The 25042-nt window shown below is 70.2% G+C and carries 24 protein-coding genes and 11 pseudogenes; 8 read left to right on the forward strand and 27 right to left on the reverse strand.

The features are described 5' to 3' along the window. Positions 1–50: 50 nt before the first annotated feature. The 6 genes and pseudogenes from ACZ8AI_RS08700 to ACZ8AI_RS08725 form a co-directional block, all read right to left on the reverse strand. A pseudogene (locus ACZ8AI_RS08700) lies at positions 51–1851 on the reverse strand (glycoside hydrolase family 13 protein). Next, positions 1812–2666, reverse strand: a pseudogene (locus tag ACZ8AI_RS08705) (carbohydrate ABC transporter permease). Before ACZ8AI_RS08705 ends, ACZ8AI_RS08700 begins: the two co-directional pseudogenes overlap by 40 nt. Positions 2667–2714: 48 nt before the next feature. Next, positions 2715–3567: pseudogene (locus ACZ8AI_RS08710) on the reverse strand (carbohydrate ABC transporter permease). A gap of 112 nt (positions 3568–3679) precedes the next feature. After that, complete coding sequence (locus tag ACZ8AI_RS08715; protein ID WP_464858161.1) at positions 3680–3856, reverse strand: hypothetical protein; 177 nt, start codon at positions 3854–3856, stop codon at positions 3680–3682. Positions 3857–3953: 97 nt separating this feature from the next. Further along, positions 3954–4370 (reverse strand): hypothetical protein, encoded by a 417-nt coding sequence (locus tag ACZ8AI_RS08720; RefSeq protein WP_464857939.1) that lies wholly within the window; start codon positions 4368–4370, stop codon positions 3954–3956. Positions 4371–4522: 152 nt separating this feature from the next. After that, positions 4523–4900 carry a hypothetical protein gene (locus ACZ8AI_RS08725; protein WP_464857940.1) on the reverse strand — a complete coding sequence of 126 codons (378 nt, stop codon included), beginning with the start codon at positions 4898–4900 and terminating at the stop codon, positions 4523–4525. Positions 4901–5209: 309 nt separating this feature from the next. Here ACZ8AI_RS08725 and ACZ8AI_RS08730 point away from each other — a divergent pair, with 309 nt between their 5' ends. Further along, positions 5210–5524 (forward strand): hypothetical protein, encoded by a 315-nt coding sequence (locus ACZ8AI_RS08730; protein ID WP_464857941.1) that lies wholly within the window; start codon positions 5210–5212, stop codon positions 5522–5524. 11 nt (positions 5525–5535) lie between these two features. Next, positions 5536–6714, forward strand: a complete 1179-nt coding sequence (locus tag ACZ8AI_RS08735) for an ROK family protein (RefSeq protein ID WP_464857942.1) — start codon at positions 5536–5538, stop codon at positions 6712–6714. Between the two features lie 883 nt (positions 6715–7597). On the opposite strand, the gene ACZ8AI_RS08740 is transcribed toward ACZ8AI_RS08735, so the two are convergent. Then, entirely contained in the window at positions 7598–7792 is a 195-nt protein-coding gene (locus ACZ8AI_RS08740; RefSeq protein WP_464857943.1) for a hypothetical protein, read from the reverse strand. Between the two features lie 5 nt (positions 7793–7797). Between ACZ8AI_RS08740 and ACZ8AI_RS08745 the strand changes: the two genes are divergently transcribed. Then, positions 7798–7926, forward strand: coding sequence for a hypothetical protein (locus tag ACZ8AI_RS08745; RefSeq protein WP_464857944.1), 129 nt, complete (start codon positions 7798–7800; stop codon positions 7924–7926). Here the strand turns inward: ACZ8AI_RS08745 and ACZ8AI_RS08750 are convergent. The 17 genes and pseudogenes from ACZ8AI_RS08750 to ACZ8AI_RS08830 all read right to left on the reverse strand — a co-directional run bounded on the left by ACZ8AI_RS08750 (position 7919) and on the right by ACZ8AI_RS08830 (position 19707). Next, the gene (locus ACZ8AI_RS08750) at positions 7919–8191 is read right to left on the reverse strand and encodes an alpha-hydroxy-acid oxidizing protein (protein WP_464857945.1); all 273 of its coding nucleotides are present in this window, start codon (positions 8189–8191) and stop codon (positions 7919–7921) included. The genes ACZ8AI_RS08745 and ACZ8AI_RS08750 overlap by 8 nt on opposite strands. Before the next feature lie 203 nt (positions 8192–8394). Further along, a pseudogene (locus ACZ8AI_RS08755) lies at positions 8395–8859 on the reverse strand (alpha-hydroxy acid oxidase); the annotation flags it as partial. Between the two features lie 926 nt (positions 8860–9785). Further along, positions 9786–10295, reverse strand: a complete 510-nt coding sequence (locus ACZ8AI_RS08760) for a hypothetical protein (RefSeq protein WP_464858162.1) — start codon at positions 10293–10295, stop codon at positions 9786–9788. Further along, a complete protein-coding gene (locus tag ACZ8AI_RS08765) occupies positions 10292–10666 on the reverse strand; it encodes a hypothetical protein (protein ID WP_464857946.1) in 375 nt (124 codons plus the stop codon). Before ACZ8AI_RS08765 ends, ACZ8AI_RS08760 begins: the two co-directional genes overlap by 4 nt. A gap of 499 nt (positions 10667–11165) precedes the next feature. After that, positions 11166–11639: pseudogene (locus ACZ8AI_RS08770) on the reverse strand (SDR family NAD(P)-dependent oxidoreductase); the annotation flags it as partial. Next, positions 11596–11868, reverse strand: a pseudogene (locus ACZ8AI_RS08775) (bifunctional rhamnulose-1-phosphate aldolase/short-chain dehydrogenase); the annotation flags it as partial. The pseudogenes ACZ8AI_RS08770 and ACZ8AI_RS08775, both read right to left, overlap by 44 nt. A gap of 364 nt (positions 11869–12232) precedes the next feature. After that, the gene (locus ACZ8AI_RS08780; RefSeq protein WP_464857947.1) at positions 12233–12628 is read right to left on the reverse strand and encodes a hypothetical protein; all 396 of its coding nucleotides are present in this window, start codon (positions 12626–12628) and stop codon (positions 12233–12235) included. A 75-nt stretch (positions 12629–12703) separates the two neighbouring features. Continuing rightward, the gene (locus tag ACZ8AI_RS08785; RefSeq protein WP_464857948.1) at positions 12704–12919 is read right to left on the reverse strand and encodes a hypothetical protein; all 216 of its coding nucleotides are present in this window, start codon (positions 12917–12919) and stop codon (positions 12704–12706) included. Positions 12920–12994: 75 nt separating this feature from the next. Next, positions 12995–14160: pseudogene (gene rhaI, locus ACZ8AI_RS08790) on the reverse strand (L-rhamnose isomerase). Positions 14161–14471: 311 nt separating this feature from the next. After that, positions 14472–14798, reverse strand: a complete 327-nt coding sequence (locus ACZ8AI_RS08795; protein ID WP_464858137.1) for an alpha-L-rhamnosidase C-terminal domain-containing protein — start codon at positions 14796–14798, stop codon at positions 14472–14474. Further along, positions 14799–15966, reverse strand: a pseudogene (locus ACZ8AI_RS08800) (family 78 glycoside hydrolase catalytic domain); the annotation flags it as partial. Between the two features lie 49 nt (positions 15967–16015). Continuing rightward, entirely contained in the window at positions 16016–16771 is a 756-nt protein-coding gene (locus ACZ8AI_RS08805; RefSeq protein WP_464857949.1) for an alpha-L-rhamnosidase N-terminal domain-containing protein, read from the reverse strand. Between the two features lie 144 nt (positions 16772–16915). Continuing rightward, positions 16916–17665, reverse strand: coding sequence for a carbohydrate ABC transporter permease (locus tag ACZ8AI_RS08810; protein WP_464857950.1), 750 nt, complete (start codon positions 17663–17665; stop codon positions 16916–16918). Between the two features lie 159 nt (positions 17666–17824). Then, complete coding sequence (locus ACZ8AI_RS08815; protein ID WP_464857951.1) at positions 17825–18010, reverse strand: hypothetical protein; 186 nt, start codon at positions 18008–18010, stop codon at positions 17825–17827. 64 nt (positions 18011–18074) lie between these two features. Next, positions 18075–18164, reverse strand: a pseudogene (locus ACZ8AI_RS08820) (sugar ABC transporter permease); the annotation flags it as partial. Between the two features lie 35 nt (positions 18165–18199). Continuing rightward, the gene (locus ACZ8AI_RS08825; protein ID WP_464857952.1) at positions 18200–18703 is read right to left on the reverse strand and encodes a hypothetical protein; all 504 of its coding nucleotides are present in this window, start codon (positions 18701–18703) and stop codon (positions 18200–18202) included. Further along, entirely contained in the window at positions 18700–19707 is a 1008-nt protein-coding gene (locus tag ACZ8AI_RS08830) for an ABC transporter substrate-binding protein (RefSeq protein ID WP_464857953.1), read from the reverse strand. Before ACZ8AI_RS08830 ends, ACZ8AI_RS08825 begins: the two co-directional genes overlap by 4 nt. 20 nt (positions 19708–19727) lie before the next feature. Here ACZ8AI_RS08830 and ACZ8AI_RS08835 point away from each other — a divergent pair, with 20 nt between their 5' ends. After that, positions 19728–20159, forward strand: coding sequence for a hypothetical protein (locus ACZ8AI_RS08835; protein WP_464857954.1), 432 nt, complete (start codon positions 19728–19730; stop codon positions 20157–20159). Positions 20160–20719: 560 nt separating this feature from the next. On the opposite strand, the gene ACZ8AI_RS08840 is transcribed toward ACZ8AI_RS08835, so the two are convergent. From ACZ8AI_RS08840 to ACZ8AI_RS08850, 3 genes and pseudogenes are all read right to left on the reverse strand, one after another. Continuing rightward, positions 20720–20986 (reverse strand): substrate-binding domain-containing protein, encoded by a 267-nt coding sequence (locus ACZ8AI_RS08840; protein WP_464858139.1) that lies wholly within the window; start codon positions 20984–20986, stop codon positions 20720–20722. Between the two features lie 157 nt (positions 20987–21143). Beyond that, a pseudogene (locus ACZ8AI_RS08845) lies at positions 21144–21704 on the reverse strand (LacI family DNA-binding transcriptional regulator); the annotation flags it as partial. Positions 21705–21848: 144 nt separating this feature from the next. Further along, a pseudogene (locus ACZ8AI_RS08850) lies at positions 21849–22874 on the reverse strand (LacI family DNA-binding transcriptional regulator). Between the two features lie 303 nt (positions 22875–23177). Here ACZ8AI_RS08850 and ACZ8AI_RS08855 point away from each other — a divergent pair. The 4 genes from ACZ8AI_RS08855 (at position 23178) to ACZ8AI_RS08870 (ending at position 24973) form a co-directional block, all read left to right on the forward strand. After that, positions 23178–23705 (forward strand): MFS transporter, encoded by a 528-nt coding sequence (locus ACZ8AI_RS08855; RefSeq protein WP_464857955.1) that lies wholly within the window; start codon positions 23178–23180, stop codon positions 23703–23705. Between the two features lie 37 nt (positions 23706–23742). Next, the gene (locus ACZ8AI_RS08860) at positions 23743–24291 is read left to right on the forward strand and encodes an MFS transporter (protein ID WP_464857956.1); all 549 of its coding nucleotides are present in this window, start codon (positions 23743–23745) and stop codon (positions 24289–24291) included. A 14-nt stretch (positions 24292–24305) separates the two neighbouring features. Next, positions 24306–24461, forward strand: coding sequence for a hypothetical protein (locus ACZ8AI_RS08865; protein WP_464857957.1), 156 nt, complete (start codon positions 24306–24308; stop codon positions 24459–24461). Positions 24462–24754: 293 nt separating this feature from the next. Continuing rightward, positions 24755–24973 carry a hypothetical protein gene (locus ACZ8AI_RS08870; RefSeq protein ID WP_464858140.1) on the forward strand — a complete coding sequence of 73 codons (219 nt, stop codon included), beginning with the start codon at positions 24755–24757 and terminating at the stop codon, positions 24971–24973. Positions 24974–25042 lie beyond the last annotated feature (69 nt).

Below are 25042 nucleotides of genomic sequence, written 5' to 3' on the forward strand. Positions count from 1 at the left end.
ACCGCGCCTCCAGTCCGGCACCTGGTCACGTCGAGGACGCGCACCTTCCGTCAGGAACGCAACCAGGCCGTCCCCACCCGACAGTGCGCCGTCTGCCACCGGCGCGAGGGCGAGCAGCAGCTCGCCGGCGGGGAGTCCGCTAGGGCTCGTCACCGAACACCGTCACGCTCGTCCAGCCGTTCGGCCGGCGGAAGGCGAGCACGTCGTCGCGTCCGGTCTCGAGCCACTCGAGGTGCTCCTCGGACTGCAGCTGCCCGCGCAGCCCGAGGGCCTTCCGGTACAGGTTCAGCTGGAGTCGGGGTCGGCGTCCTCGGCCTCGACCGAGGACTCGCCGAACCACGACGGCTGCGGCAGGTGCGACCCGGCGGTACCGAAGCCGAACGACGATCCGGAGCGGGTCCACGGAGGGGCACGCGGCAGCCGTCACGGCCGACGTCGACGCCCGGGTTCCGGAAGAACGCCGGGTCCTGGCGGTCGGCATCGGGGATGTCGCCGACCTCCTGCAGACCGAGTTCCTCGCCCTGGTACAGGTAGGCCGAGCCGGGCAGCGCGAGCTCGAGCAGGGTCGCGGCCTTCGCCCGTCGCAGGCCGAGCGACCGGTCGAGCGCGTCCTGCGAGCCACCGCTGAGCCGCCACGCTGCCCTGCTTCTCGGTGGTGGGGGCGTGGTCGGCGTCGCCGCTCCGCGGCGGCAGCGCGTACCGGGTGGCGTGCCGGACGACGTCGTGGTTCGAGAACACCCACGTGGTCGACGAGCCGGACTGCTCGGCCAGGCCGAGGTTGAACTCGATGATCTCCTTGAACGAACCGGCGTCGAAGTCGGCCTCGAGCAGGTCGAAGTTGAACGCCTCGCTCGAGCCCCTCGGCGCTGGCGTAGCGGGCGCGGCGGTCGGCGGCGACCCAGGCCTCGGCCACGGCGGTGCGTGCGGGGGTGTACTCCTCGAATACCCGCCGCCACTCGGCGTAGATCTCGTGCACGTCGTCGCGGTCCCACAGCGGGTGCGTGCCGTCCTTCGGCATCTCGGCGAGCTCGGCCCACGTCGGCAGGGTCTCGCCCAGGTCCTTCGCGAGCCCGTGCGCCACGTCGATGCGGAACCCGTCGACCCGCGGTCGGACCAGAAGCGGAGGGTGTGCAGGAAGTCGTCGCGGACCTCGCGGTTGGCCCAGTTCAGGTCGGGCTGCTCCTTGGCGAAGCTGTGCAGGTACCACTGGCCGTCGCCGACGGCGGCCACGCCGGACCGCCGAAGATCGAGATCCAGTCGGCGGGGGCGTCCTCGCCGGAGGGCCCGCTGCCGTCGCGGAACACGTAGCGGTCACGGGCGGCGGGCCCTTGGGTGCTGCGAGCGCCCCACGGAACCACTCGTGCCGGTCGCTCGGCGGTTCGGCACGATGTCGACGATCATTCGGATGCCCGCACCGTGCAGCGCCTCGACCATGGCGTCGAAGTCGTCGAGCGTGCCGAGCTTCGGGTCGACGTCGCGGTAGTCGTCGACGTCGTAGCCGCCGTCGGCGAGTGCGGACGGGTAGAACGGGCTGAGCCAGACGGCCTCGATGCCGAGCGACGCCAGGTACCCGACGCGCGAGGTCACGCCGAGCAGGTCGCCGATGCCGTCGCCGTTCGCGTCCGCGAAGGAGCGCGGGTAGATCTGGTAGACGCTCGCCTGGCGCCACCAGGTCTCGTCGGTCGTGGTGGCGGCGGGCTGGACCAGGATGTCGGTCACGGGGATCCTCTCGAGGTCGGGGTCGTGGAGGTCGGGGTCGTGGAGGGTCTGGGTCGAGGAGGTGGGGGTCGTCGAGGTCTGGGTCGTCGTGGTCACTTGATCGCGCCCTGGGTCACGCCGGCCATCACCCATCGCTGGGTGACGAGGTAGACGATGATCGCCGGGGCCATCGCCATCAGGTACGAGGCGAAGGACACGTTGTAGTTGTTGCTGAACTGCGTCTGGAACATCTGCTGCAGCACCGGCAGGGTCTGCAGCGCCGGGTTCGAGGTGATCAGGGACGGCATCACGAAGTCGTTCCACGACGCAGGAACGCGAAGATGCCGACGGTGGCGCTCATCGGCGCGAGCAGGGGGAACACCAGCTGCCAGAACACCTGCCCCGTGCTCGCACCGTCGATGCGGGCACTCCTCCAGCTCGGCGGGGATCGACCGCAGGAACGCCGTGAAGAGGAGCACGCTGAAGGACAGCTGGAACATGACGTGCAGGATCGCGACGCCGACCGGGTTGTCGAGCCCGGCCATGCCGGTGAGCTTCACCCGCGACAGCGCGAGCACCGGGAACGGCAGGAACATCGCCGCGAGCAGGTAGAAGAACGACCAGCGGAAGAGTCGGCGGTCCCAGTTCCGGGCGATCGCGTACGCCGTGAACGAGGCGAGCAGGATCGTGCCGACGACCGTGACGGCCGCGACGAACACCGAGACGCCGAACGCCCGTGGGAAGTCGGTCAGCTGCCAGGCCTGCACGAAGCCGTCGACGCTGAACGGCGCCGGCAGCGAGAACGCGTTGCCGTCGACCGACTGCGCGGTCGTCTTGAACGCCATCGTGAGGGTGACGTAGAGCGGGACGAGGACGGACAGGGCGCAGACGACCAGCAGGACGGTGACGGGCCAGTTGGACCGGCTACCGCGACGGCCGGTGGTCTTGTCGGCGTCGACGGACCGGATGCTGCCGGTCGTCGTGGTGCCGGGGCGGGAGGGGTGCTTGCAGGGACATCAGAGCGCTGCCTTCCCGCGGGTCGCCCGCAGCTGGATCACGGCGATGACGACCGCGATGACGAAGAAGATCGTGGCGTTCGCCATCTGGTAGGCGTAGTCGCCGCCGTTGAACCCTTGAAGATCGACATCGCGACGCTGGTGGTCGACGTTCCGGGGCCGCCGTCGGTCAGGCCGACGATGATGTCGTACGAGTTCAGGAAGTTCTTGAACCCGATGACGAGGTTGATCAGGATGTAGCCGGCCGTCAGGGGCGCGGTGATCGAGATCAGCTGGCGCACGAGCTCGCCGTCGAGCGCCGCGTGCCTCGTAGACCTCGCCCGGGATCGACAGGACCCCGGCGATGTAGATGAGGAAGCGTCGACGGGATCGCCTGCCACGCGGTGACGATCTTGATGGCCACCCACGCCAGGTCGGGGTTCGCCAGGATGCTCTGCTCGAGCGGGGCGAATCCGAGAGTGCGGACGCGGCCGCCGGCAGGCTGTTCGCGAACAGGAACGAGAATACGTACGCGATGACGATGCCGGAGATCACCATGGCAGGACGAACACCCCGCGGAGCGCTGATCTTCCCGCGGATCTTCGACGTCAGCGCGATGGCGAGCAGGAACGCGACCGCGTTCACGACGATGACCGTGACGAGCGAGAAGCCGAGCGTGAACACGTACGCCTGCAGGATCGCCGGGTCGGAGAACACGGCGACGTAGTTCGTCAGGCCGACGTGCAGCGGAACTCGCCGAAGCCGACGGAGTTCGTGAAGCTGAGCACGATGCCCATCCGGCCGGCAGCGTGACCACGGCGAGCGTGAAGAGCAGCAGGGTGGGGAGCAGGGAGGCGAGGAAGAGCGGTTCGATCCGCTTCCGCTTGGGGGTGACGGACTGGAGGCGCCGGTGCGGCTCCGCCCCGTCGGCGGCGGTCCGCCGTCGTGATCGATTCGGTGGTCGTGGTGGCCATGCGAGGTCTCCCTTACGCGGCCGTGCGGAGCGCAGAGACTCGCCCAGTCGGCGTCGAGGGTGTCGGTTGCCGCTGCGCCGTCGCCGCCGAAGGCGATCGGACTCGCGCGTAGTTCGCGACGGGGATCTCGGCGGGGATGAGCTGCGAGGCGCCGAGGTAGAAGGCCGCGTCGTCGTAGTACGACTGCATGCCGGTGAGTGCGGGGTTGAGCTTGCGGGAGGAGCGTCCTTCCGGACGCCGAACCCGTTGTTGTCCGCGTTGTACTGGTCGTTCACCTTCGGGGTCATCAGGTACGACAGGAACTCGCGGGCGGCCTCCGCTTGCGGGACGCCTCCGGGATCCAGAGCGCCAGGTCGACGTTCACGCGAACCTTCCGGTCGGCGGCATCGTCGGTGACGGGGAGCGGGAACGTGCCGAGGTCCATGTCCTTGTTCGTCTTGGCGATCTCGCCGAGTGCCCACGGCCCCTGCAGGTACATCGCAGCCTTGCCCTGCGCGAAGGCGAGGTTCCCGTCGCCGTACCCGCGGCTGGCCGCACCGTCCTGGTGCCACTGACCGGAGCTGCTCCATCCGCTGCATCGGGGCGGCGAAGTCCCTCCTCGAACGACACGGACGAGTCCTTCCCGACGCTGGTGCCCTCGCGCTCGAAGCGCCGCGAACGTCTTCGGGACGTCGATCATGCCGCCGATCGAGTAGTCGAACATGCCCTGCGCGATCGATCCAGTTGTCCTTGAACGTGCCGTAGATCGGGGCGATGCTCGAAGCCTTCGTCAGGCGCCCGCAGACGTCGGCGAACTCGGTCCACGTCGTTGGGACCTCGAGGCCCTGCTCCGGCGAACGAGCCCTTTGTTGTAGATCACCGACGTGGCGGTGACCGAGTACGGCAGGGCGCTCTTCCCGCCCGGGGTAGTCGGCGGTCTGCTCGAGGGAGCGGCCACAGGTCGGGGTTGATCGTGTCCGCCTGGGGCAGGTCAGACAGGTCGGTGAGCGCGCCGTGCTCGACGAACGGGGCGACGGAGAAGTTGTAGTTCCAGCACCCGGAGGTCCGGCGGCCGGTTCCGGACGAAGTTCGCGGACATGCTCGACGTCGAGTCGCGGGCGACCCGGATCTTGTCCATGGCGTGGCGTGGAACTTCGCGATGACGTCGTCGAAGTACCCGATCACCTCGGGCTTCAGAGACGTCGAGAAGCTGGCCGTCGATCGGCTCCGGGTCGGCTGCTCGACGAAGACCACGGCGCCGGGCGCATCCCGCGAGGGATAGGCTCGCTCCGGATGCCGCCCGCACCGAACAGGAAACCGCGGCGGCTGACCGCTGCTGCGGCTCCTGGCGGGTTCCGTGGCGTGTGGTCGCACGTCGTCTCCCGTCCACACCGGACCCGGCGTCCCGCCTTTCGGACCGCGGGACGGCTCCGGTGCCGCCCGCAGGACTAAACGCAGCGAGAGGATCTAATCGCGCAAGCAATTGTCGTCGCGATAGGGTCACGACATGCCGTCGTACCGGAGGAACGAGCGCAGAGACGCTGCTCGACTACGCCCTTCGCCGTGCACGCCTTCACCGCGACCGAGGCGATCGACGCCACCTGGCCTGACCCGCTCGAAACCGCGCTCGGCGTGTGCGAGGAACTGGTCCGTCTCGGCCGGGTCCGTGAGCTCGACGACGCCCGGGCCGCGGGGAGTACCTGCATGGGGCGCCCCGCGTGGCGGTTGCCGAACTCGACACTCGACGCCGGTGGTGGTGATCGGCGTCGACGCCGGGCTAGCTACCGCGTGACCGTCCTCGTCGCCGATCTCCGCGGTGCCGTGCTCCGGGCGCTGCGAAACGGGCACCCTCGGCGATTCCGGACTCGACGTGCCTGATCCGCCTGCGGGTGCTGGCCGAGACCATCGCGACCGCGCTCGCCGACGCCGCGGTCGACCCCGCCCTGGTGCTCGTGACGGTGGTGGGGATCCCGGCGCTCGTCGACGCCGCCGGAGTGTCACCGGAGCGACGGCGGCTTCTGGGGCCGGATGAACCCGGGCTTCGGCGACGCCGTGCCGGGCGGCCGCGTGGTGGTCGAGAACGACGCGAACCTGGTGGCGCTCGCCGAGGGGCCATCCTCGGGCGAGGCCTCGTTCGCGGCGCTGCTCTCCGGAGAGCGCTTCGGAGCGCCGAGCTCGTCGTCGACGGTGTGCTGCTGCGCGGTGCCCACGGCGGCGCCGGCGAGATGCGCGTGCTCGAGATCGTGGACGGCGTGGGCTCGTCCGACGGCATCGGGGCGACCGCCCGCACGCTGGTCGTCGAGGCGGCGGCCGCGGGGGAACTGCCCGTCGGGGGGCCACTCGGGCCGGAGTCCGACGCCGCCGCGGTGTTCGCCGCCGCCCGGGTCGGGGACCCCGTCGCGGTCTCGATCGTCGGCCGGCTCGGCGACCGGTTGGCCCGGGTGTGCGTGCTGCTCGCGAGCCTGCTCGACATCGACCGCGTGGTCGTCGCCGGCGCCATCGCCGAGCCGGCCGCCGCGGTGATCGACCGTGCACGCGCCTTGCTCGACGGCGGCCACTTCGACCCCGTGCCCGAGATCGTGGCCTCGTCGCTCGGGGCCGACGTCGTCGTGCTCGGCGCCGTCGAGCACGCCGTCGACGCCGTCCGGGCCGACCCGCTGGCGTTCATCGTACGATCGGTCACCACTCCGGGTCGCTTCCTGACCAGGAGCGGTCGCGGCCTGGCCGGCCGAGGGCGGACCGATGGCCCGACCCCCTCTCATGCGTGTTCGGGGATCAGGAAGAAGTTGACCGAGAACGTGGAGACGGTGCTCGAGGTCTCACCGAGACCTCAGTGGCTGGATGGTCTGCGGACCGGAGGTCTTGGAGCTGACGAACGCGACGGCCTGGCCGGGAAGTCGAAGCCCGAGAGGCGCTCGGTGTTGCCGTTCAGCGTGACGAGGAACTCGGAGCCGGCGAGCTTCTGCCCCTGGATGAGGATCGAGGCGCGGCGCTGGAAGCCGAAGTTCTCGATGAGCGAGACCTTCCGGAGCGGAGATCGTCGACGAGGTCGGCGGCGGTTACCGTGAAGCCGGGGTCGGTCGGGCGCGTCGGGTCGACCGGGACTACGGGCGAGACGGGCTGCACGGGGGTCACCGTGGTGTCGCCGAACTTGACCGTGAGCAGGCCCACGGTGCTCGAGGTGCTGCCCGAGACCTGGAGGACGCGGACCCGGTCTGCGATCCCGAAGTAGGGCGACTCGACGAACGCGACGGCCTGGCCGCTGGAGGCGTCGAGGCGCTGCTTCCCGCCGACGCTGACGACGAACTCGGAGCCGGCGAGTTTCTGGCCCTCGATCTTGATCGAGGCGCGGCGCCGGAGGCCGAAGTTCTCGACGAGCAGAGACCTTCCAGGGCGTGATGGCCGCGGCGGGCGGCGGGGTGACGGTGAAGCCGGGGTCGGTCGGTCGGGTCGGGTCGACCGTCGCGACGGGGTCCGGGGTCGGGGTCGGGGTGGTGGTCCCCGACGTGTCGCCGAAGTCACGCGGAGGGTGCCGAACGCGCTGGTGGTCGATCCGGAGGACCTGCTTGACGCCGACGAACTGGTTGCCCGGAGGTCGTGGAGCTTCGACGAACGCCGATCCGGCCTGGCCGGTGGCGGCGTCGAGGCGCTGTTCTTGCCGTTGAGCGTGACGACGAACTCGGAGCCGGCGAGCTTCTGGCCCTCGATCTTGATCGAGGCGCGGCGCCTGAGGCCGAAGTTCTCGACGAGCAGAGACCTTCGGGGGCGTCGATGGCCGCGACGGGCGGCGGGGTGACGTCGGCGCCCGGTTTCCACCGGCGTGACCGGGCCCGGCGTCTGCGTGGCGTGCAGTTCGTCAGGCGCAGCAGGCTCTGGTCCGACGCGGCGTGCTCGGTGCCCTGGAACGCGACGGCCTTGATGACCGTGAAGGCCCTTCGGCTGACGACGACGTCACACGAGAACACGTACGAACCCGCGGTGCCCTCGATGGTGGTGTCGGTGCAGAGCGTCTTGTCGCCGGACACCAGCTGGACCTTGGAGATCGCGGTGCAGGACCTCGACCTGCCCACCGATCGTGGCGGTGCCGTTCTGGATGTAGGCGGTCCGGTCCCGAGCATGTACCTTCGCGCGCGAGGCTGTTAGCACCACCCGTGTACACGGAGGTGATCTCGGGGGCCGTGACCGGGGTGGTCGCGGCGAACGCACTGACGGCCGGGACTGCCACCATGCCGGCGGTGAGTGCGCCGATCGTGATGGCCTTGATGGTGTACTTCACGTGAGTGAACCTTCCTCGATGCGCGTCAGGAGGACACGCACTGGGAGCGTACCGCAGAAATACGATATTGAAATATAACAGCTCTCCAGCTTCCCCACCCGGAGGAAGCGCTGCAGCTGCGTCACGTGGCCCGGCTCGAGCTCGTCGAGGGTCGCGACGCCGAGCAGCTGCATCGTCCGTTCGATCTGTTCGGACAGGATCTGGATCATCCGGTCGACACCGGCCTCGCCACCCGCCATCAGGCCGTACAGGTAGGCACGACCGACCATCAGTGAACTTCGCGCCGAGTGCCACCGCCGCGACGATGTCGGCGCCGGACATGATGCCGGTGTCGAGGTGCACCTCGGTGTCGTTCCCGACCTCCTTCACCACCTGGGGCAGGAGGTGGAAGGGGACGGGCGCGCGGTCGAGGCTGCTTGCCGCCGTGGTTCGACAGCGTGATGCCGTCGACGCCGAGGTCGGCCAGGCGCTTGGCGTCCGCCAGGGACTGCACGCCCTTGACCACGACCTTGCCCTTCCACTGGTCGCGGATCCAGGCGAGGTCCTCGTAGGTGACGGTCGGGTCGAACATGTGGTCGAGGAGCTGCCGACGGTGCCGGACCAGCGGTCGAGGGAGGCGAACGCCAGGGTGTCTCGGTCATTGAGGAAGTCGAACCACCACCACGGCCGGGGGATCGCGTTGACGAGTGGTCTTCGCGCCGAGCTGCGGCGGGATCGAGAAGCCGTTCCGCTTGTCACGGAGGTGGGCCCCGGCGACGGGGACGTCCACCGTCACGAGCAGGGTGTCGAACCCGGCCGCCTCGGCGCGGGAGACCAGCGCCATGGACTTCTCGCGGTCCTTCCACATGTACAGCTGGAACCAGTTCCGGCCGTGCGGGTTCGCGTCGCGGACGTCCTCGATGGCGGTGGTGCCCATCGTGGAGAGCGAGAACGGGATGCCGGCGCGACCGGCCGCGCGGGCCTCCGGCGCGCTCGCCCTCGGTCTGCATCATCCGGGTGAAGCCCGTCGGTTGCGATGCCGAACGGGTACGCGACGTTCCCGCCGAGGACCCCTGTCGCGACGTGTCGACCGACGAGACGTCGCGGAGGATCAGCGGGCGTGAACTCGATGTCCTCGAACGCCTGCCGGGCCCGGGCGAGGGAGATTCGGCCTCGGCGGCACCCTCGGTGTAGTCGAAGGCCGCCTTCGGGGTCCGGCGGGCCGCGATCTTCCGCAGGTCCCAGATCGTCAGGGCGGACTCCAGACTGGCGACGTCGAGCGTTGAGGTCCGGCTTCTTGAACTGCATGAGCGGGGCGAGGTCGTGCACGGTCGGCAGCTCGCTTCTCCACCCGGGCTACGCGCGGTGGACGCGGGACCGGTCGAGGCAGCGGGGGCCCTGGTCGCGGGGTCGACGCGGTGCTGGTCGTCGGTCGTGGTCATGCGGGTGTTCTGGACGGTGGTTCGATCGGCGGGCGATGCGGCGCGCGAGGGCCGGGGAGGGGGTGTACCGCACGCGGGCCGGGCGGTCCGTGCGACGGTGCCTGCGGAGTGCCTCCGGTGAAGCCCTCCGAGCCCGCGCGAGTCCAGGCGGCGCGCGCCTGCAACCAGGACGTTGCCCAGCGCCGTCGGCTCGACGAAGCCCGCGAGCACGCGCAGCCCGGTGCAGTCGGCGGTGAGTTGCGGCAGAGCGTCGGGTTCTGCGATCCGCCGCCGACCACGTGCACTGGACGCGGACGTCCCCGCCGGTGACGTCGCGGATGGTGTCGAGCGTCGAGGCGTAGGCGGTCGCGAGCGACTCGAGGATCGACCGGACGAACTCCGCACGGGTGGCCGGTGCGCTCAGTCCGTGCGTCGTGCACCACGTCGCGATGCGCGACGGCAGCTATCGCCAGGGGGTGTGAACGACTCGTCCGCGGGGTCGAAGACGGGGACCGGGGCGGTGACGGCCGCGGCGGAGGTCGAGCAGCGCCTCCAGGTCGATGCGGGCCCGCCACGTTCCCAGGTGCGGACGCTCTCGGAGAGCAGCCACAGTCCGGACACGTTCTTGAGGAACCGGACCCGTCCGTCGACCCCGCCCTCGTTGGTGCAGTTGGCCTGTCGTGCCGCGTCCGACCAGGACCGGGGCGTCGAGTTCGACGCCGACGAGCGACCAGGTGCCCGAGGAGATGTACGCGAAGTCCGGCTCGGTCGCGGGGACCGCGACGACCGCGGAGGCGGACGTCGTGCCGACCCGACCAGCGTCACGGGTGCGTTGCCGCCGACCAGGTCGGCGACGGCGCGCAGAGGGGTCCGAGCCGGTCACCTGGTCGCGCAGGGTGGGCAGGAGTCCGGACGGGGAGGCGGCGCAGCCGCCTCGCAACGCCGGGTCCCACCCGCGCGTGGTCGCGTTCAACAGCCCGGTGGTCGACGCGTTCGTGCCAGCTCGGCCGCCTCGACGCCGGTCAGCCAGTGGCCGAGCAGGTCGGGGACGAGCAGTGCCTGCTGGGCGAGCAGGCACGGTCGGGTCGGCGGCGAGCTGGTCAACGGCGTGTTGAAGGGCAGGTGCATGCAGGCCGTTCCGTGCGGCCACAGCTCCGCCGCGTCGAGTCGCTCGTGCACGGGTGCGACCCCTGCTCGTGGCGCTCGTCGCGGTAGTGGTAACGGCTTGGCCTCGAGCAGGCGCCCGTCGCGGAGGAGCCCGTAGTCGACCGCCCACAGAGTCGATCCCGATGCTGACGAGCTTCTCGGGGTGCATGGGAATGCCTGGCGGAGCCCGTCGGTCACCTGCCGGTAGAGGCTCGACGACGTCCCAGTGCAGGGGTTTGTCGGTCGTGCTCGTGCACCGACACGGGGCCGTTCGGGAACCGGGCGACGTGCTCCATCCAGGACGCCGTCGGCGTCGACGTGGCCGACGATCACCCGGCCGCTCGTGGCGCCGAGGTCGACCGGCAGGCGACGCGCTGCCGCTGGTGGGTATCGCTCCTGCCCTCCAGGAACGCGGCGGCGACACCCGCGTCGACCGGTACGTGCAGCCCGGTCGTGTGCGAGAAGTCCGCGGTGCAGATCGCGTAGACGGCGTTGGCGACGTTCTCGGGCACGACCTCGCGCTTCTTGAGGATCGGTGCGCTGCGCGTAGAACGCGCCGAGGTCCTGCTCCTCGATGCCGTAGGTCTTGGCGCGGTTCGCTCCCCAGCCGCTCGCGAAAGATGCCCGAGCCACGGACGACGCCGTCGGGGTTGATCCCGTTGACGCGGATCCCGTGCTCGCCGAGCTCGGCCGCGAGGAGCCGGACCTGGTGCGCCTGGTCGGCCTTGGTCGCCGAGTACGCGATGTTGTTCGGGCCGGCGAACACCGAGTTCTTCGACGAAGATGCAGACGATGTTGCCGCCGAGCCCCTGTTCGATGAGGACCATTCGCCGCTGCCTTCGACACCAGGAACGAGCCCTTCGCCATGACGTCGTGCTGCAGGGTCCCAGTCCTGTTCGGTGGTCTCGAGCAGGCTCTTCGACAGGCTCAGCCCGGCGTTGTTCACGACGAGGTCGAGACCGCCGAAGTGCAGCAGCGTCCGCTGGATCGCCTGGTCGATGTCCGCTGCGGAGGTCACGTTCGCGGCGACGCCGATGGCCTCGGTCCGAGGCCGCCGATCTCGGCTGCCGCAGCGGGTGGCCTTGCTCGACGTCGAGGTCGGCGATGACGACCGCGGCGCCCTCGGCGGCCGGCAGCTTCGCGATCGCCTTGCCGATGCCGCTCGCGGCACCGGTGACCAGGGCGATGCGGGTGGCGAGCTTCTTGGGCGCTGGCATCCGGCTTGAGCTTCTCGCCTCTTCGAGGGCCCAGTACTCGATGCGGAACTTCTCGGCCTCGTCGATGGGGTCGCGTAGGTGCCTTTCGAACGACTCGGCACCGCGCATGACGTTGATCGCGTTGACGTAGAACTCGCCGGCGACGCGGGCCTCGGTCTGGGCGTCCTTGCCGTACGAGAACATCCCGACGCCGGGCACCAGCACGATGAGCGGGTCGGCGCCGCGGATCGCGGGGAGTCCGGGTCCGCGTGGCGGTCGTAGTAGGCCTGGTAGTCCACGCGGTACTGCTCGTGGAGTTCGTGCAGGCGGGCGGTCTGCTCCTCGACGCTCGCGGTGGTGGGCAGATCGAGGATGAGCGGCTTGACCTTGGTGCGGAGGAAGTGGTCCGGGCAACTGGTGCCGAGCGCCGCCAGTTTCTTCGGCGCGTTCGCTCTTGAGGAAGTCGAGCACGACGTCGCTGTCGGTGAAGTGACCCACCACCGGCTTGTCGTGCCCGGCGATGCCGCGGATCGTCGGGGCGAGGGCGGCGGCGCGTGCGTGGCGTTCGTCAGTCGGCAGCGCGCCTCGAAGCCTGCAACGGGTCCGCTTCGAACGGGTCGGCCTTCCCGTGCTTCGCGATGTACTGCTCGGCGGTGTCGATGATCCAGCGCGAGTTCGCTTCGAGCTTCCCCGGACGAGAAACCCCACGCCGATGGTATCGACCGCCGAGGATCGCGCCGATCGCCTGCGGGTGGTCCGCTTGATCGCGGCGATGTCGAGCCCGAGCTGGAAAGCCCGGTCGGCGCCAGGGGACCCACTCGACCTGGCCGCCGAAGATGCGCTCCGTGAGCGAGGGGCCGTCCGCCGCCGTCGCGATCGCGATGCCGGCGTCCGGGTGCAGGTGGTCGACGTGCGCGGCGTCGACGAGGGCGTGGTATCTCGGTGTCGATCGACGGCGCCGCACCGCCCTTGCCGTGCAGCGTGTAGTCGAACGCGGCGACCATCTCGTCCTCGCGCTCCACCTCTGGGTAGATGATCACTAGAGTGCACGGACGCGGTCGACGCGCAGGACTGCGAAGGCCCGCCGGGGTGAGGGTGCGCCGAGGTCGCCCCCGAACCCTTCACCCAGAGCAGCCTCCACCGGCTCGCGGGTCACCGGGTCGGTGTCGGTGCCCTTCGCCGAGGTGTTCTCGATGGCGTAGTTCGGTGATCCGCGGATCCGAGCCGAGCGCGTTGGAACGTGCGATGAGGGCACCGATCGTCGTGTCCGCGTCGGTTGCCGTGCGTTGCGGGGTCCACCCGTGCCTCCAGGTCGTTGATCGTCATCTGTCTACGCGCCCCAACCGGCCTGGACGCCACCGACGCGGTCCTCGGCGATGGACTGCTGGTAGCCCGACTCGAGGTACGCGCGCATCGGGTTCGCCGGCCAGGCCTCGGGATTCGCGCCAGGCGGCGAGGTCCTTCCGGACGTCCGTCTGGTACGCGTCCATGAAGACCTCGTTCGCGCCGAGGACGTCGTGGGCCTCTTGCGCGGCGGTCAGTGCCACACGGTCGAGCAGCAGCGCCCGGGCCGTCATCTCCTGCACGTTGAGCACCGGATGGCGGATCTGCCCGGGGATCTTGTCCTCGATGTTGTGGCACTGGTCGAGCATGAACGCGACGTCGGGGTTGTCGTGGCCGCCACCGCGGATGACCTCGACCAGGATGCGGAATAGCCGAGAAGGGTCCGCTGCACACCACGATCAGGTCGTCGTCGGCGTAGAAGCGCGAGTTCTCGAAGTCGAAGCTGCCGAGGCTTGCCGAGGCGCAGCAGCTGCATCACGATGAACTCGATGTTCGTGCCGGGGGGCGTGGTGTCCGGTGTCGAGGCAGACCATCGCCTTCGGCTCGAGGGCGCTCGTCTGCACGTAGCTCGTGCCCCAGTCCGGCACGTCGGTGTGGTAGAACGACGGCTCGAAGAACTTGTACTCGAGCACCAGGCGCTGGTCGGCACCGAGGCGGTCGTAGATCGTGCTGAGCGAGTCGTGCAGGCGGTCCTGGCGGGAGCGCATGTCCTCTTGTCCGGGGTAGGTCGAGCCCTCCGGCCAGCCAGATCTTCAGGTCGCGGCTGCCGAAGGTGGCGTCCATCACGTCGATGCAGCGCAGGTAGGTGGTCGATCGCCTTCTGCCGGATCGTCTCGTCGACGTGGGTGAGGGCGCCGAACTTGTAGTCGTCGTCCTGGAAGGACAGGCGCTCGAGTTCACCGTGCCGAGCCGCACGCCGTGCTCTTCCGCGTGGCGGCGGAGGTCGGCGAAGTCGTCCACGAGGTCCCACGGGATGTGCAACGCCACGGTCGGTGCGAGGCCGGTGTACCGGTGCACCTGGGCAGCGTCGGCGATCTTCTCGTAGGGGTCCCGCGGGGTGCCCGGCGTGCTGAACACCTTGAAGCGGGTGCCGGAGTTGCCGAAGGCCCAGCTGTGCAGCTCGATCTGCTGTCGGGCCAGCTGGTCGGCGATGCCGGCGAAGCTCGAGGGTCGATGTCATCGTGTCACTTCCTCGTGTGCGATTGAATCGTTTCATACGGTACGCACTGCGCGGGGTCCGCGCAAGCGGGTGGTGCGGGGGTGCGGTGCGGTGGCGGCCGGTTGCGGGCGCCGGTCGTCGTGCCGGTCGTGCGGGTGGCCCGGTTGCGCCCCGTGGCGAACATCGCGCCCCCGGTGTGCGGGGGTGCGATGTTCGTGCGGGGGGTGCAACCCGAGGCCCGCCGCCGCGGGACGACAGCGCCCGCCCCGCAGCCGGCGCTACGCCGCGGGGACCGCGGCCGGCGCTACGCCGCGGGGACCGCGGCCGGCGCGCGGAGCTCGTGCGTGCCTCCCGACACGCGGTGCTCGGGCGCACCCGGCAGCCGCACCAGCGCGGTGACGCCCTCGGGGACCGTCGCGTGCACGACGAGCTCGCCGTCGACGAGCTCCCACCGCACCGCCACGTGCCCGTGCACCGTGTCCAGCGAGGTCGACGCCCACGTCAGGCCACCGCCCGGCTGCGGCGCGATGAGCACGGACGAGTACCCCGGCTCGAGCGGCGCGAGACCGCCCACCACCCGGTGCATCCAGTCCGCCACGGCACCGAGCGCGTAGTGGTTGAACGAGGTCATCTCACCCGGGTTGATGGTGCCGTCCGGCAGCATCTAGTCCCAGCGTTCCCAGACCGTCGTCGCGCCCATCGTGACCGGGTACAGCCACGACGGGCACTCGGTCTGCAGCAGCTCGTACGCGTCCGACAGGTGGCCCGTCTTCGTGAGCGCGTCGGTGATGAACAGCGTCCCGCGAAGCCCGTCGAGATCCGGTACCCGGACTGCTCGGCCAGCTCGGCGAGGCGGTCGCCCGCCCTCGCCTCCTGCTCGGCGTCGAGGATCCCGAACACGATCGCGAGCGTGTACACGGTGGTCGCGTCGGACAGGATCCGGCCGTCGTCCAGCAGGTAGTGGGCCCGGAAGGCTGCCTGGAGGCGCGCAGCAGTTCCCGGAACTCGGCCGCTTCCGCCTCGTGGCCGCCCAGGAGCTCCGCCGCCTCCGCCACGATGGTCGCGGACCGGAAGGCGCAGATCGTCGCGACGACGCCCTTGTCGGCCTTCGCGTCCGCCGGGTTCTCCGGCGGGGCGTCGGGGTCGAGCCAGTCGCCGAACTGGAACACCGTGTCCCAGAGGTCCTGGGGGGACAGGTGGTCGCGGATCCGGCGGAGGTGCGCGGCCATCGAGTCGAACTGCTCCTCGAGGACGGCCGTGTCGCCGTACGCCTGGTACAGCGTCCACGGCACCCAGACCCCGGCGTCCGACCAGATCGCGGTGGCGTCGGGCTTGCCGAAGTCCTCGGCGGGGGAGTACTTCAGCACGTCCGGCACGACGAACGGGATGACACCCTCGGCGTGCTGCTGCTCGAGCCACACGTCGCGGAGCCAGTCGCCGAGGAACGTCCTGGTGTCGAACAGGTACGACGCCGTCGGCGCGAAGGCCGCGATGTCGCCCGTCCACCCGAGGCGCTCGTCGCGCTGCGGGCAGTCGGTCGGCACGCTCAGGAAGTTGCCCTGCATGCCCCGGACCACGTTGTCGTGGAAGGTGTTGAGCAGGTCGTGGCTCGACTCGAACGTGCCGTCCGCGTGGTCGGAGCCGACCTGCACGGCGGTGATCGCGGTGCGGAGCTCGTCGAGGGTGCCCGGCCAGCCGTCGACCTGTGCGTAGCGGAACCCGTGGAAGGTGAAGCGGGGCTCGAAACGGTCCTCGCCGCCGCTCAGGGTGAAGTGGTCCGTCGCCTTCGCCGAGCGCAGGGTCGGGTGCCGAGTTCGTCGTGCTCGAGGACCTCGGCGTGCTTGAGTGTCAGCACCGTGCCCGCGGCCCGGCGGCGACCACGCGGAGCCAGCCGACCAGGTTCACGCCGAAGTCGAGCAGGGTCGCTCCCGACGGGCTCGTCCACGTCGACCGGTGCGATCTCGGCGAGGGGCCGGACCGGCGGCACGGTGTCGGCGACCAGTGCGCGTTCCCCGAGGTCGACGGTGTGCACGCCGCTCGTGCGGCCTCGTGTCCGTCGACGCTCGGCACGGTGACCTCGCCGGGCGTCAGGAACGAGCCGTCGCGCAGCCGGGCGTCGACGTCCTCGCCGTCGTACAGCTGGTCGGCGGTGATCGCCCTCGACAGTGCCTGCCAGTCGGTGTCCGTCACCACGTGCTGCTCGTGGCCGTCCTCGAACGTGATGCGGAGCTCGGCGAACCCGGCGCGCTCGTCCGTGTACCAGCCGCCGCCACCGCCCCACGCGAGGCGTCCGGCGGCCCAGCCGTTGCCGATCACCAGCGCGAGGACGGCGGCGCTGCCCGGAGCCGTGTCGGCCAGGTGCGCCGTCACGTCGTGCGACGCGACGCGGATGCGCCACTCGTAGCTCGTCCAGCCCGGTTCGAGCAGGTGGTCGGAGACGCGCTGCCCGCCGAGCCAGCCCTCGACGACGCCGAGGGCGCTGAGGTCGAGGGTCGCCGCGGTGACGGGGCCGTGGCCCTCCTCGAGGGTGAACTCCCGGCGCAGGATCGGTGCGCTGCCGAGGTCGTCGTCGCTCGCGATGAACGATGCGGTCCAGGTGGTCATGTGGTGTGGTCCTTTCCGCCACCGGTCGTCGTCGACCGGAGCGGGGGTCGTGGGCCCGGCCGCCCCGACGGGGTGGGACGACCGGGGGAGGCGAGCCGTGCCTCCAGGCCGGGGTCGGGCGTCAGCCCTTGACGGCGCCGCTGGTCATGCCGGCGACGATCTGACGGTTGAAGAAGATGTACAGGACGAGCGGTGGGATCGTGATGAGCAGGACGTCGGTGAACAGCAGGTTGAGCTGACTGACGGACTGGCTCTGGAACGAGTAGAGCGTCTGCTGGACGGTGGCGTTCTCGAGCCGGGCAGGAAGTACAGCGGGTTCGTGAAGTCGTTGAACACCGTCACAGACTGCACGAGCACGACCGTGATGATGACCGGCTTGGGGAGCAGCAGGACCACCCCGAAGAACAGCCGGATCGGGCCGGCACCGTCGAGGACGGCGGCCTCGTCGAGCTCCTTCGGGATCGTCGCGACGAACGCCCGGAAGAGCAGGATGCAGAACGACAGGCCGAAGGTCGCCTCGATGAGGATCATCCCGCCCATCGTCTTGAACAGGTTCAGTCCCTGCAGCACCCAGATCGTCGGGACGATGGCGGGCGGGACGATGAGGCCGGCCAGCACGAAGAAGTTGATCAGGCCGTTCCACCTGCTCGGCCGTCGCTGCAGGACGTAGCCGACCATCGCGGAGAACACCACCATGATGATGACGCTGCCCACGGTGAGGATCGCGCTGTTCCAGAAGGCGCGGAGGATGCCGCCGTCGCCGGACTGGAACACGGTCTGCAGGTTCTGCCACAGCTGCCACTCGGTCGGCAGGCTGAAGCCGAGCTGGTTCGCCTCGGCCGGGTTCTTCGCCGCCTGGAACAGGACGAAGACGAACGGCACCAGGAAGACCACGAAGCTGACGACGATCGCGATCGAGCCGATGACCCACTTGCGGGTACGGCCCGGGTGGCGGGACCGCGTCGGGGGCGCCGACGCGGGGACTGGTGAGCGCGGTCACCAGGTCCGCCTCCTTGCGGTTGATGAGCCACGAGATGGGGACCATGATCGCGGTCACGACGATGAACAGCACGACGTTGCCCGCGGTCGACAGCCCGTAGAAGCCGGCCTGGTACTGCTTGTAGAATCCGCCATCGCGATGACGTCGCTGGTGAACCCGGTCCGGCCGCCGGTCATCGCCCAGATCAGGTCGAAGGACCGCAGGCCGCCGATGAGCGACAGGATGATGACCGTCCCCATCGCCGGTCAGGGACAGCGGCAACGTGATGTTCTTGAAGATCGACCACGCGCTCGCGCCGTCGACGCGGGCCGCCTCGAAGTACTCCTGGGGGATCGCCACGATGCCGTTGATGAAGATGAGCGTCGCGATGCCGACGCCCTTCCAGACGTCCACCGCGGCGACGCTCCAGAGCGCGAGCGCCGGGTCGGTCAGCCAACCAGGGTGGGGAGGCCGACCGAACCCAGGACGCCGTTGATGATCCCGTGGAAGGGGTCCATCAGCGCCTTGAGCGTGATGCCGATGCCGATGGTCGACACCAGCACGGGGAAGAACACCACCGCGCGGAGGTACCCGCGCTCGAGCACGGGACTCGTGAGGAGCAGGGCGGAGGCGAGTCCGAGGACCACCTTCGCCGCGCTCGTCACGAACCCGTACTCGAACTTGTGTGCACGAACCCGGAGACGAGCTGCGGGTCCTGGAAGAACCGGACGAAGTTGTCGAAGCCGATGAAGGTCTGGTCGAACAGCGTCCAGCGGGTGAGCGAGAAGTAGAACCCCGCGAAGGTCGGGACCAGCGAAGAACACGACGTACAACGCGATCGCCGGGATGAAGAACCACGCCGGGTAGAACGAGCGCATCCGGCGGGCGTGCGGGCCCGGCCCGGCCTTGAGGGTGTGCGGCGGTGCTGCCGCCGTCGTGAGCGTCGCGGTCACCGGATCACCAGCCCTTGATGCCGAGCCTGCTGCGCCTGCTGCACGACGTCCTGGTCGTACTGCTTCGCGCCGACAGCGGCGGAGGAGATGCCCGAGCCGACCTGCACGCAGATCTTCTCGAGGTTCGGGCCCTTGATGGGGGAGAGGAACTCGAGGGCCGGCGATGCCTTGCCGTCGTCGAGGTACTTCTGCAGGTCGCCGATCATCGTCGGGACGCTGTCCGGCAGCGTGCACGTCGAGATGACGTACGGGCCACCGGGGGTGCCGGTGTCGTTCTGCACCTTGCAGCCCTGGTCCGAGTTCGCGAAGGCGACGAACTTCTTCGCCGCCGCGAGCTTGTCGCCCGTCGACGTCTTCGGGATGTACAGGCCGTTCGGCTCCCAGATCGTCAGGTTCGTGTCGTCCGCGTTCTCCGCCGGCAGGGCGAAGGCGCCGATGTCGTTCACCGCGTCGGGGCTGTCCTGCTGCAGGGTCGAGATCGCGTTCGTCAGCATCGGGTACTGCGCCCCGGTGCCGTCGGCGAGCATCTTCAGGCCGTTGGCCTGCGTCGCGGACGCGTAGTCCTTGTTCACGAGGCCCTTGTCCTTGACCTCGGCGAGGTGGTCGAACCCGGCGAGTGCGGGGTCCTTCGCGTAGGACTCCTTGTTCTTCGTGTACTGCGTGGCCCAGTTCTTCTGCTGCGCGGTGATGTTCGCGAAGTCGCCGAGGATGAACAGCTGGCTGGTCCAGGTGTCGCCGTAGGTCTGGATGATCGGGTCGACGCCGGAGTCCTTGATCTTCTCGCTGTTGCTGATGAACTCGTCCCACGTGGTCGGGACGCTCAGGCCGAGCTTCTCGTAGACCTTCTTGTTGTACATGACGCCGCCGCCGAAGCTGGTGCCGAACAGGGCGCCGTACATGCCCTTGTCGGTGCTGACCACCTTCGTGAACTGCGGGTCGACGTCCTTCGCCCACTTCTGGTCGGTGAGGTCGACGAGGGTGTTGTCCGGGTTGAGCGCCTGCATGAGCGGGCCGCGAGTTGTAGTTGAACACGTCGGCCATCTCGCCGGTGGACAGCTGCGTCTTCACCAGGTTGTCGCCGTCGGTGCCCTGCGGGGGGGTGTCGAACTTGACCGTGATGTCCGGGTTGGCCTTCTCGAACGCGGCGATGAGCGGCTTCGCGGTGGCGGCCGTCGCGGGCGAGTTGTCGGCCTGGTACGTGATCTGCACCTTGCCGCCGCCGCTGCCGGTGTCGGCGGAGCCGCCCGACGAACACGCGGCCAGGCCGCCGATGAGGACCGTGGCGCCGCCGATGGCGATGAGCCTGGTGGTCAGGGAGCGAGCTGACATTCCTTACCTCCTCGTAAGGCCCGGGGCGGGGGTACCCCGGGGTGAAACGGACCGGATCCCGCTCCGCTGCGGGGCTCCGGTGCTGCTGTTTAGAACGTTTCAATCGGAATGGAACCACGGCGATTGAAGCGTGTCAATCGTCCGCCGCGATTCGTTACGGAAGTGGGTGCGGGTGGGGGTGCGGGTGGGGGTGGCGGCGCGGCGGGTGCGGTGGGCGCCGGCCCGAGTTTCGCGCTCAGCGACACATCACGGGCTCGTCGGGGCGTGAAGTGTCGCTCACCGCGAGACCTGGGTGCGGCGCGGGGCGGCGCGGCGCGGAGCGGCGCGGCGCGGTGCGGTGCGGCGCGGTGCGGTCGAGCGGCGCCCGCCTCCGCGGTCGCGCACTTCCGGCAGACGGAGGCGCGGCCCACCTCCGCCCCGTGCCGCACCGCCCGGGGTGGTCGCCACCAGGGCCGCCAGCCGGCTTTCGCTCAGCGACACTTCACGCGCTCGTCGGCGCGTGAACTGTCGCTCACCGCGAAACTCGTCAGCGGCGCGCGTGCCGCCCGCCGCGCCCACCCGCCCGCCGCCCGCCCCGCCCGCGTCAGCTCTCGCGCAACCGCGGGTCGCTCGGCTTCCGGCACCGCGCCGCCGCCGCAGCCGCCGCCCGGCCGAGCGTGCTCTCCCGCGCCACGAGTTCGCTGCCGATCACCACGGTCCGGTGCAGTGCTCGCCCGGCGCGTCCTGCAGCTCGTCGAGCAGGAGCCCGACCGCCGCCGCACCCATCTCCGCGCCGTGCATCGTCACCGAGGTCAGCGGCACCGCTCCGCCCCACGCCACGGAGTTGTGGTCGCAGCCCGACACCGGGATGTCCTCCGGCACGCGGAGCCCCGCCGCCCGCAGCTCGGTCACGACGGCCATCGCCAGGATGTCCGTCACCCCGAGCACCCCGTCCGGCCGTTCGGAGGCGGGCATCCGGGCGATCCGGCTCCGGCGTCCGTGCCGCCGACCGGGTCGATGTCCCCGGCGTCGACGTCGACGAGGGCGACCCCGGGGTGTTCCGCGAACGCCCGCAGCACCCTCGCGCGCCGTCGGTGCACCGGTTGCAGTTCGGGCGGGCGCTGACGAAGCCGATCCGCTTGCTGCCCCGCTCGATGAGGTGCGTCGTGGCGAGGTACGCTGCCTGCTCGTTGTCGACCACGACCGAGCAGGCCTCGACCTCGGACGGCTCGTGGTTCACGTACACGACCGGGTGCCCGTGCCGCCGGGTCAGGTCGACCTGCTCCTTGGACTCGGACATCGTCGCGAGCAGGATCCCGGACACCCGCGTGCTCTCGAGGTACGCCAGGTGGTCGGCCTGGGCCTCGAGGTCGTCCTCACTGCTCGCGATGAGCAACGCGTGCCCGCGCTCCGCGCCTCGAGCTGCGCCGTTCACCATGTCGCTGAACAGGGAGTTCCGCAGCGACATGACGACGAGCCCGATGGCGCGCGTGCTGCCGGACACGAGGGCGCGCGCGTTCCGGTTCGGCGTGTACCCGAGTTCGTCGATGGCGGCGCGGACCGGGGCTGCGGTGCGGTCCGCCACGCGCTCCGGGTGGTTGAGGACGTTCGAGACTGTCGCGAGCGAGACGCCCGCCCGGGCGGCGACGTGGTGCACGCTCGGCGGGCTGTCGCGCCGGGGGACATGCACCATGTTCCGATCGTAGGCGGCGGGTGGGGTGGTGCGGACACGTGCCGGCCTGGAGGCGCGGTGCGGCGCCGCCACGCGCCTCCAGGCCCGGGGGCGGAGCCGGCCGCGGGACGCGACCCGAGTCTCGACTCCGCGGTGCCTCGCGGGTCAGCGCTCGGCGACGGTGGACTGCCGCACCACGAGCTCGGGCGTGAACTCGACGTGGAGGGTCTCGACGGCGTGCCCCTCCTCGACCTGCGCGAGCAGCAGCTCGATCGCACGGCGGCCGAGGTCCTGCGCGGGCTGCCGCACCGAGGTGAGGGGGACGATTGCCGCCTCGGCGAACGCGATGTCGTCGTAGCCACGATCGCGATCTCGTCCGGCACCCGGATCGACCCGCGCGATGATGAAGGCCTGCTCGAGCCCGACGCGGCGAGCAGGTCGTTCGCCGCGAAGACCGCGTCCGGCCGTTTCGAAGCCGGGCGGGCCTGGATCTCCTCGCCGATGCGGCGACCCTCGAGGACGGAGAGCGATCCGGTCGTGAGGACCTCCAGCGACACCCCGGCCTCGGTGGCGGCGGCGACCGCTCCGGCGTGCCGGTCGGTGATACCTGCCGGATGCCGAACGGGCCGCCGACGAACGCGATCCGGCGTCGGCCGATCGCCGCGAGGTGCGACACCGCGATGTGCCCGCCGGCGACGTCAACCACCGAGACGGAGGCGAAGTGTTCGTCATCGGCGCGGCGGTCGACGAGCACCACGGCGGTGCCCTGGTCGCGGAGGCGGGCGAGGCGGGAGAGGTCGTCGCCGGCGGGGGAGATGAGGAGCCCGGCGACCCGGCGCTCCTCGAAGAGGTCGACGTAGGTGTGCTCGCGGTCGACCGACTCGTCGGAGGTTGCCGACGAGGACGGCGAGGCCCTTCTGCATCGCGGCGTCCTCGGCGCCGCGTGCGACGTCGGTGAAGAACGGGTTGCCGCCGTCGAGCACGATGAGGCCCACGGTGGAGCTGCCGGCCGGCCCGGAGCTGGCGAGCGGAGTCGTTGCGGACGAAGCCGAGCTGGGTGATCGCGGACTGCACGCGTTCGACGGTGCCGGGGGCGACTTTGTCGGGGCGGTTGAGCACGTTCGAGACGGTGCCGAGGGACACACCGGCGAGCGCTGCGACGTCCCGAACGCTCCACTGCCATGGGGTCATCCTGGCATCCCGCTGCCCGATCGGGGCGTCGTGCGGGTGGTGTCGGGGCCGGATCGTGGTGCTTTCCTTCCCATGACGCCTGCGATGGAAGTGTGGGGCGGAACTGGGCGTGACCTGGTCGGAATTTCCGGGCAGGTACGCCCGATTGCGGCAACTACGCCCGAAAGCGGCAACGACGCCCGACCCCGCCAACCGCCACCGCGCGCGCGCCGCGCGGGACTTGCTCCTCGTGCCCCGCGCCGAGTAACGTCCTCGCAGCACCGTTGAAACGATTCCACCGACGAACGCACGAACGGAGGACCAATGGCGGTCCGCATCCGGAGCCCGCACCACCACGGGCTGGAAGAGAGCGACCATCTCCGTCGCCATGTCGAACTACATCGAGTCCGGGTCGATCATCGCGATCGCCACGAGCCTCGGCCTCTGGCAGGCGCAGTTCCACATCGGGGACCTGCAGGTCGGGCTCCTGGCGAGCCTGTCCGCGAACGCGTTCGGGCGCTGCCGCCGGCTGCGATCGTCGGTGGACCGCTGTGCGACCGCTACGGCCGCAAGTTCATCTACACGTACGACCTGCTGCTCTACATGCTCGGCATCCTGCTCGCGGTGTTCGCCGGCAGCTACGGCATGCTCCTCGTCGGGTTCATCCTGACCGGCATCGCGGTGGAGCCGGGGTACCGGCCGCTGGACCTACATCGCCGAGCAGGCACCGGCCGACAAGCGCGCAGCCCACGTCGGCACCGCGCAGCTCGCCTGGTCGATCGGCCTCGATGGTGGGCTTCGCGCTCGCCATCGCCGCCGCGCGCCCCTCGGACTCCCTCGGCAGCCGCCTGATCTTCGCGCACCTGTTCGTCGTCGCCGCGATCGTGTGGTGGCTCCGCCGCGGCCTGGCCGAATCCACGATCTGGAAGGACGAGCGCGCGGCCACCGGCAGCGGGACTTCTTCCACGGCTTCTCCCAGCTCTTCAGCCGCCGCAAGAACCTCACCGCGATGCTGTTCATGTTCGGCGTCTACGCGCTCTGGAACACCGTCGCCGGCCAGGCCGGCATCTTCCAGCCGCGCGTGTACTCCGCGACCGGCGTCACGAGCGTCCCCGAGCAGTACGGACTGCAGATCCTGGTCTGGGGCTGCACCGTCGCCGCGACGTACTTCGGCTTCATGCGCTTCGCCGACCGGATGAGCCGCCGGGTCCTCTTCGCGATCGGCGCCGTGCTCGCGATCATCGCCTGGGCCGTCCTCATCTACGCGCCGGCGAACCTCGGCACCCTGCTGTTCTTCGCCGTCGCGTGGGGCATCTCGTCGGGCATCGGCGCGCAGGCGTTCTACGGCCTCTGGACGTCCGAGCTGTTCGCCACCCGGTACCGCGCCAGCGCGCAGGGCGTGCTGTTCCTCGCGGCGCGGGTGTGGTCGGCCTGCTGAGCATCTGGTTCCCGTTGCTGCTGTCGGACATCGGCCTCCGCGGCCTCGGCGGCCTCATCATCGGCCTGCTCGCGCTGTCGTTCCTATCGGCACGATCTGGGCCCCGAACACGCGCGGCAAGACGCTCGAGGAGATCGAGGCCGAGCGGTACGGCACCGTCACCAGCATGACCGGCACGGTCCGCACCCCGGAGGAGCACGCCGCGCGCCAACAAGGCGCTGCAGGGTGCGCGAGACCAGCGGACGCCTGGTGAGCGGGGCGTGGACCAGGGTGATCCGCGCCTGCGGCAGGCTGGAGGAACGGATCACGTGACCCGCGTCTGCTTCCGTCTGCAGGTGGCGGCGGCGCTTCATGGACGCCTACCGGGAGCGCCACGCTGCGGGTCTGGCCGGCCAGTGCTGCGGGTCGCCAGTCGCGACGGCGGGGCGGCGGGCACTACTCGCTGTTCCTCGACGACGACGGCCTGCTCATCGGGTACTACGAGACGGACTCGGTGGCGGACGCCGATGTGTCGCTCGCCGCGTCCGAGGTCGCGGGTGCGTGGGAGTCCCACATGCAGGACCTGTTCGACGGCGCGACGGGCCGGGCCGACCAGACGGCGCGTGTACTGCCCGAGGTCTTCAACCTGGAGGACCAGCTGGCCGTCGCCGACGCCGACGCCGACGCCGACGCCGCCGACTGACCGGGCGACCGCTGCGTCGAGGGAGCAGAAGTCGTCGGGTCCTCGGTCCTCCGGCTCGACGATTCCTGC

The sequence above is a fragment of the Curtobacterium sp. AC273 genome (genome assembly GCF_979253735.1).

What these genes read in the sequence shown, in the direction of transcription:
- ACZ8AI_RS08805 (WP_464857949.1), bottom strand. Translation starts at nt 16,771, where the DNA reads ATGACCACCTGGACCGCATCGTTCATCGCGAGCGACGACGACCTCGGC.
- ACZ8AI_RS08720 (WP_464857939.1), bottom strand. Translation starts at nt 4,370, where the DNA reads ATGTTCGACTACTCGATCGGCGGCATGATCGACGTCCCGAAGACGTTC.
- ACZ8AI_RS08855 (WP_464857955.1), top strand. Translation starts at nt 23,178, where the DNA reads ATGGCGGTCCGCATCCGGAGCCCGCACCACCACGGGCTGGAAGAGAGC.
- ACZ8AI_RS08815 (WP_464857951.1), bottom strand. Translation starts at nt 18,010, where the DNA reads ATGGGGACGGTCATCATCCTGTCGCTCATCGGCGGCCTGCGGTCCTTC.
- ACZ8AI_RS08715 (WP_464858161.1), bottom strand. Translation starts at nt 3,856, where the DNA reads ATGCAGTCGTACTACGACGACGCGGCCTTCTACCTCGGCGCCTCGCAG.
- ACZ8AI_RS08840 (WP_464858139.1), bottom strand. Translation starts at nt 20,986, where the DNA reads ATGCCCGCCTCCGAACGGCCGGACGGGGTGCTCGGGGTGACGGACATC.
- ACZ8AI_RS08795 (WP_464858137.1), bottom strand. Translation starts at nt 14,798, where the DNA reads ATGACCTCGTTCAACCACTACGCGCTCGGTGCCGTGGCGGACTGGATG.
- ACZ8AI_RS08750 (WP_464857945.1), bottom strand. Translation starts at nt 8,191, where the DNA reads ATGGTCGGTCGTGCCTACCTGTACGGCCTGATGGCGGGTGGCGAGGCC.
- ACZ8AI_RS08830 (WP_464857953.1), bottom strand. Translation starts at nt 19,707, where the DNA reads ATGCAGGCGCTCAACCCGGACAACACCCTCGTCGACCTCACCGACCAG.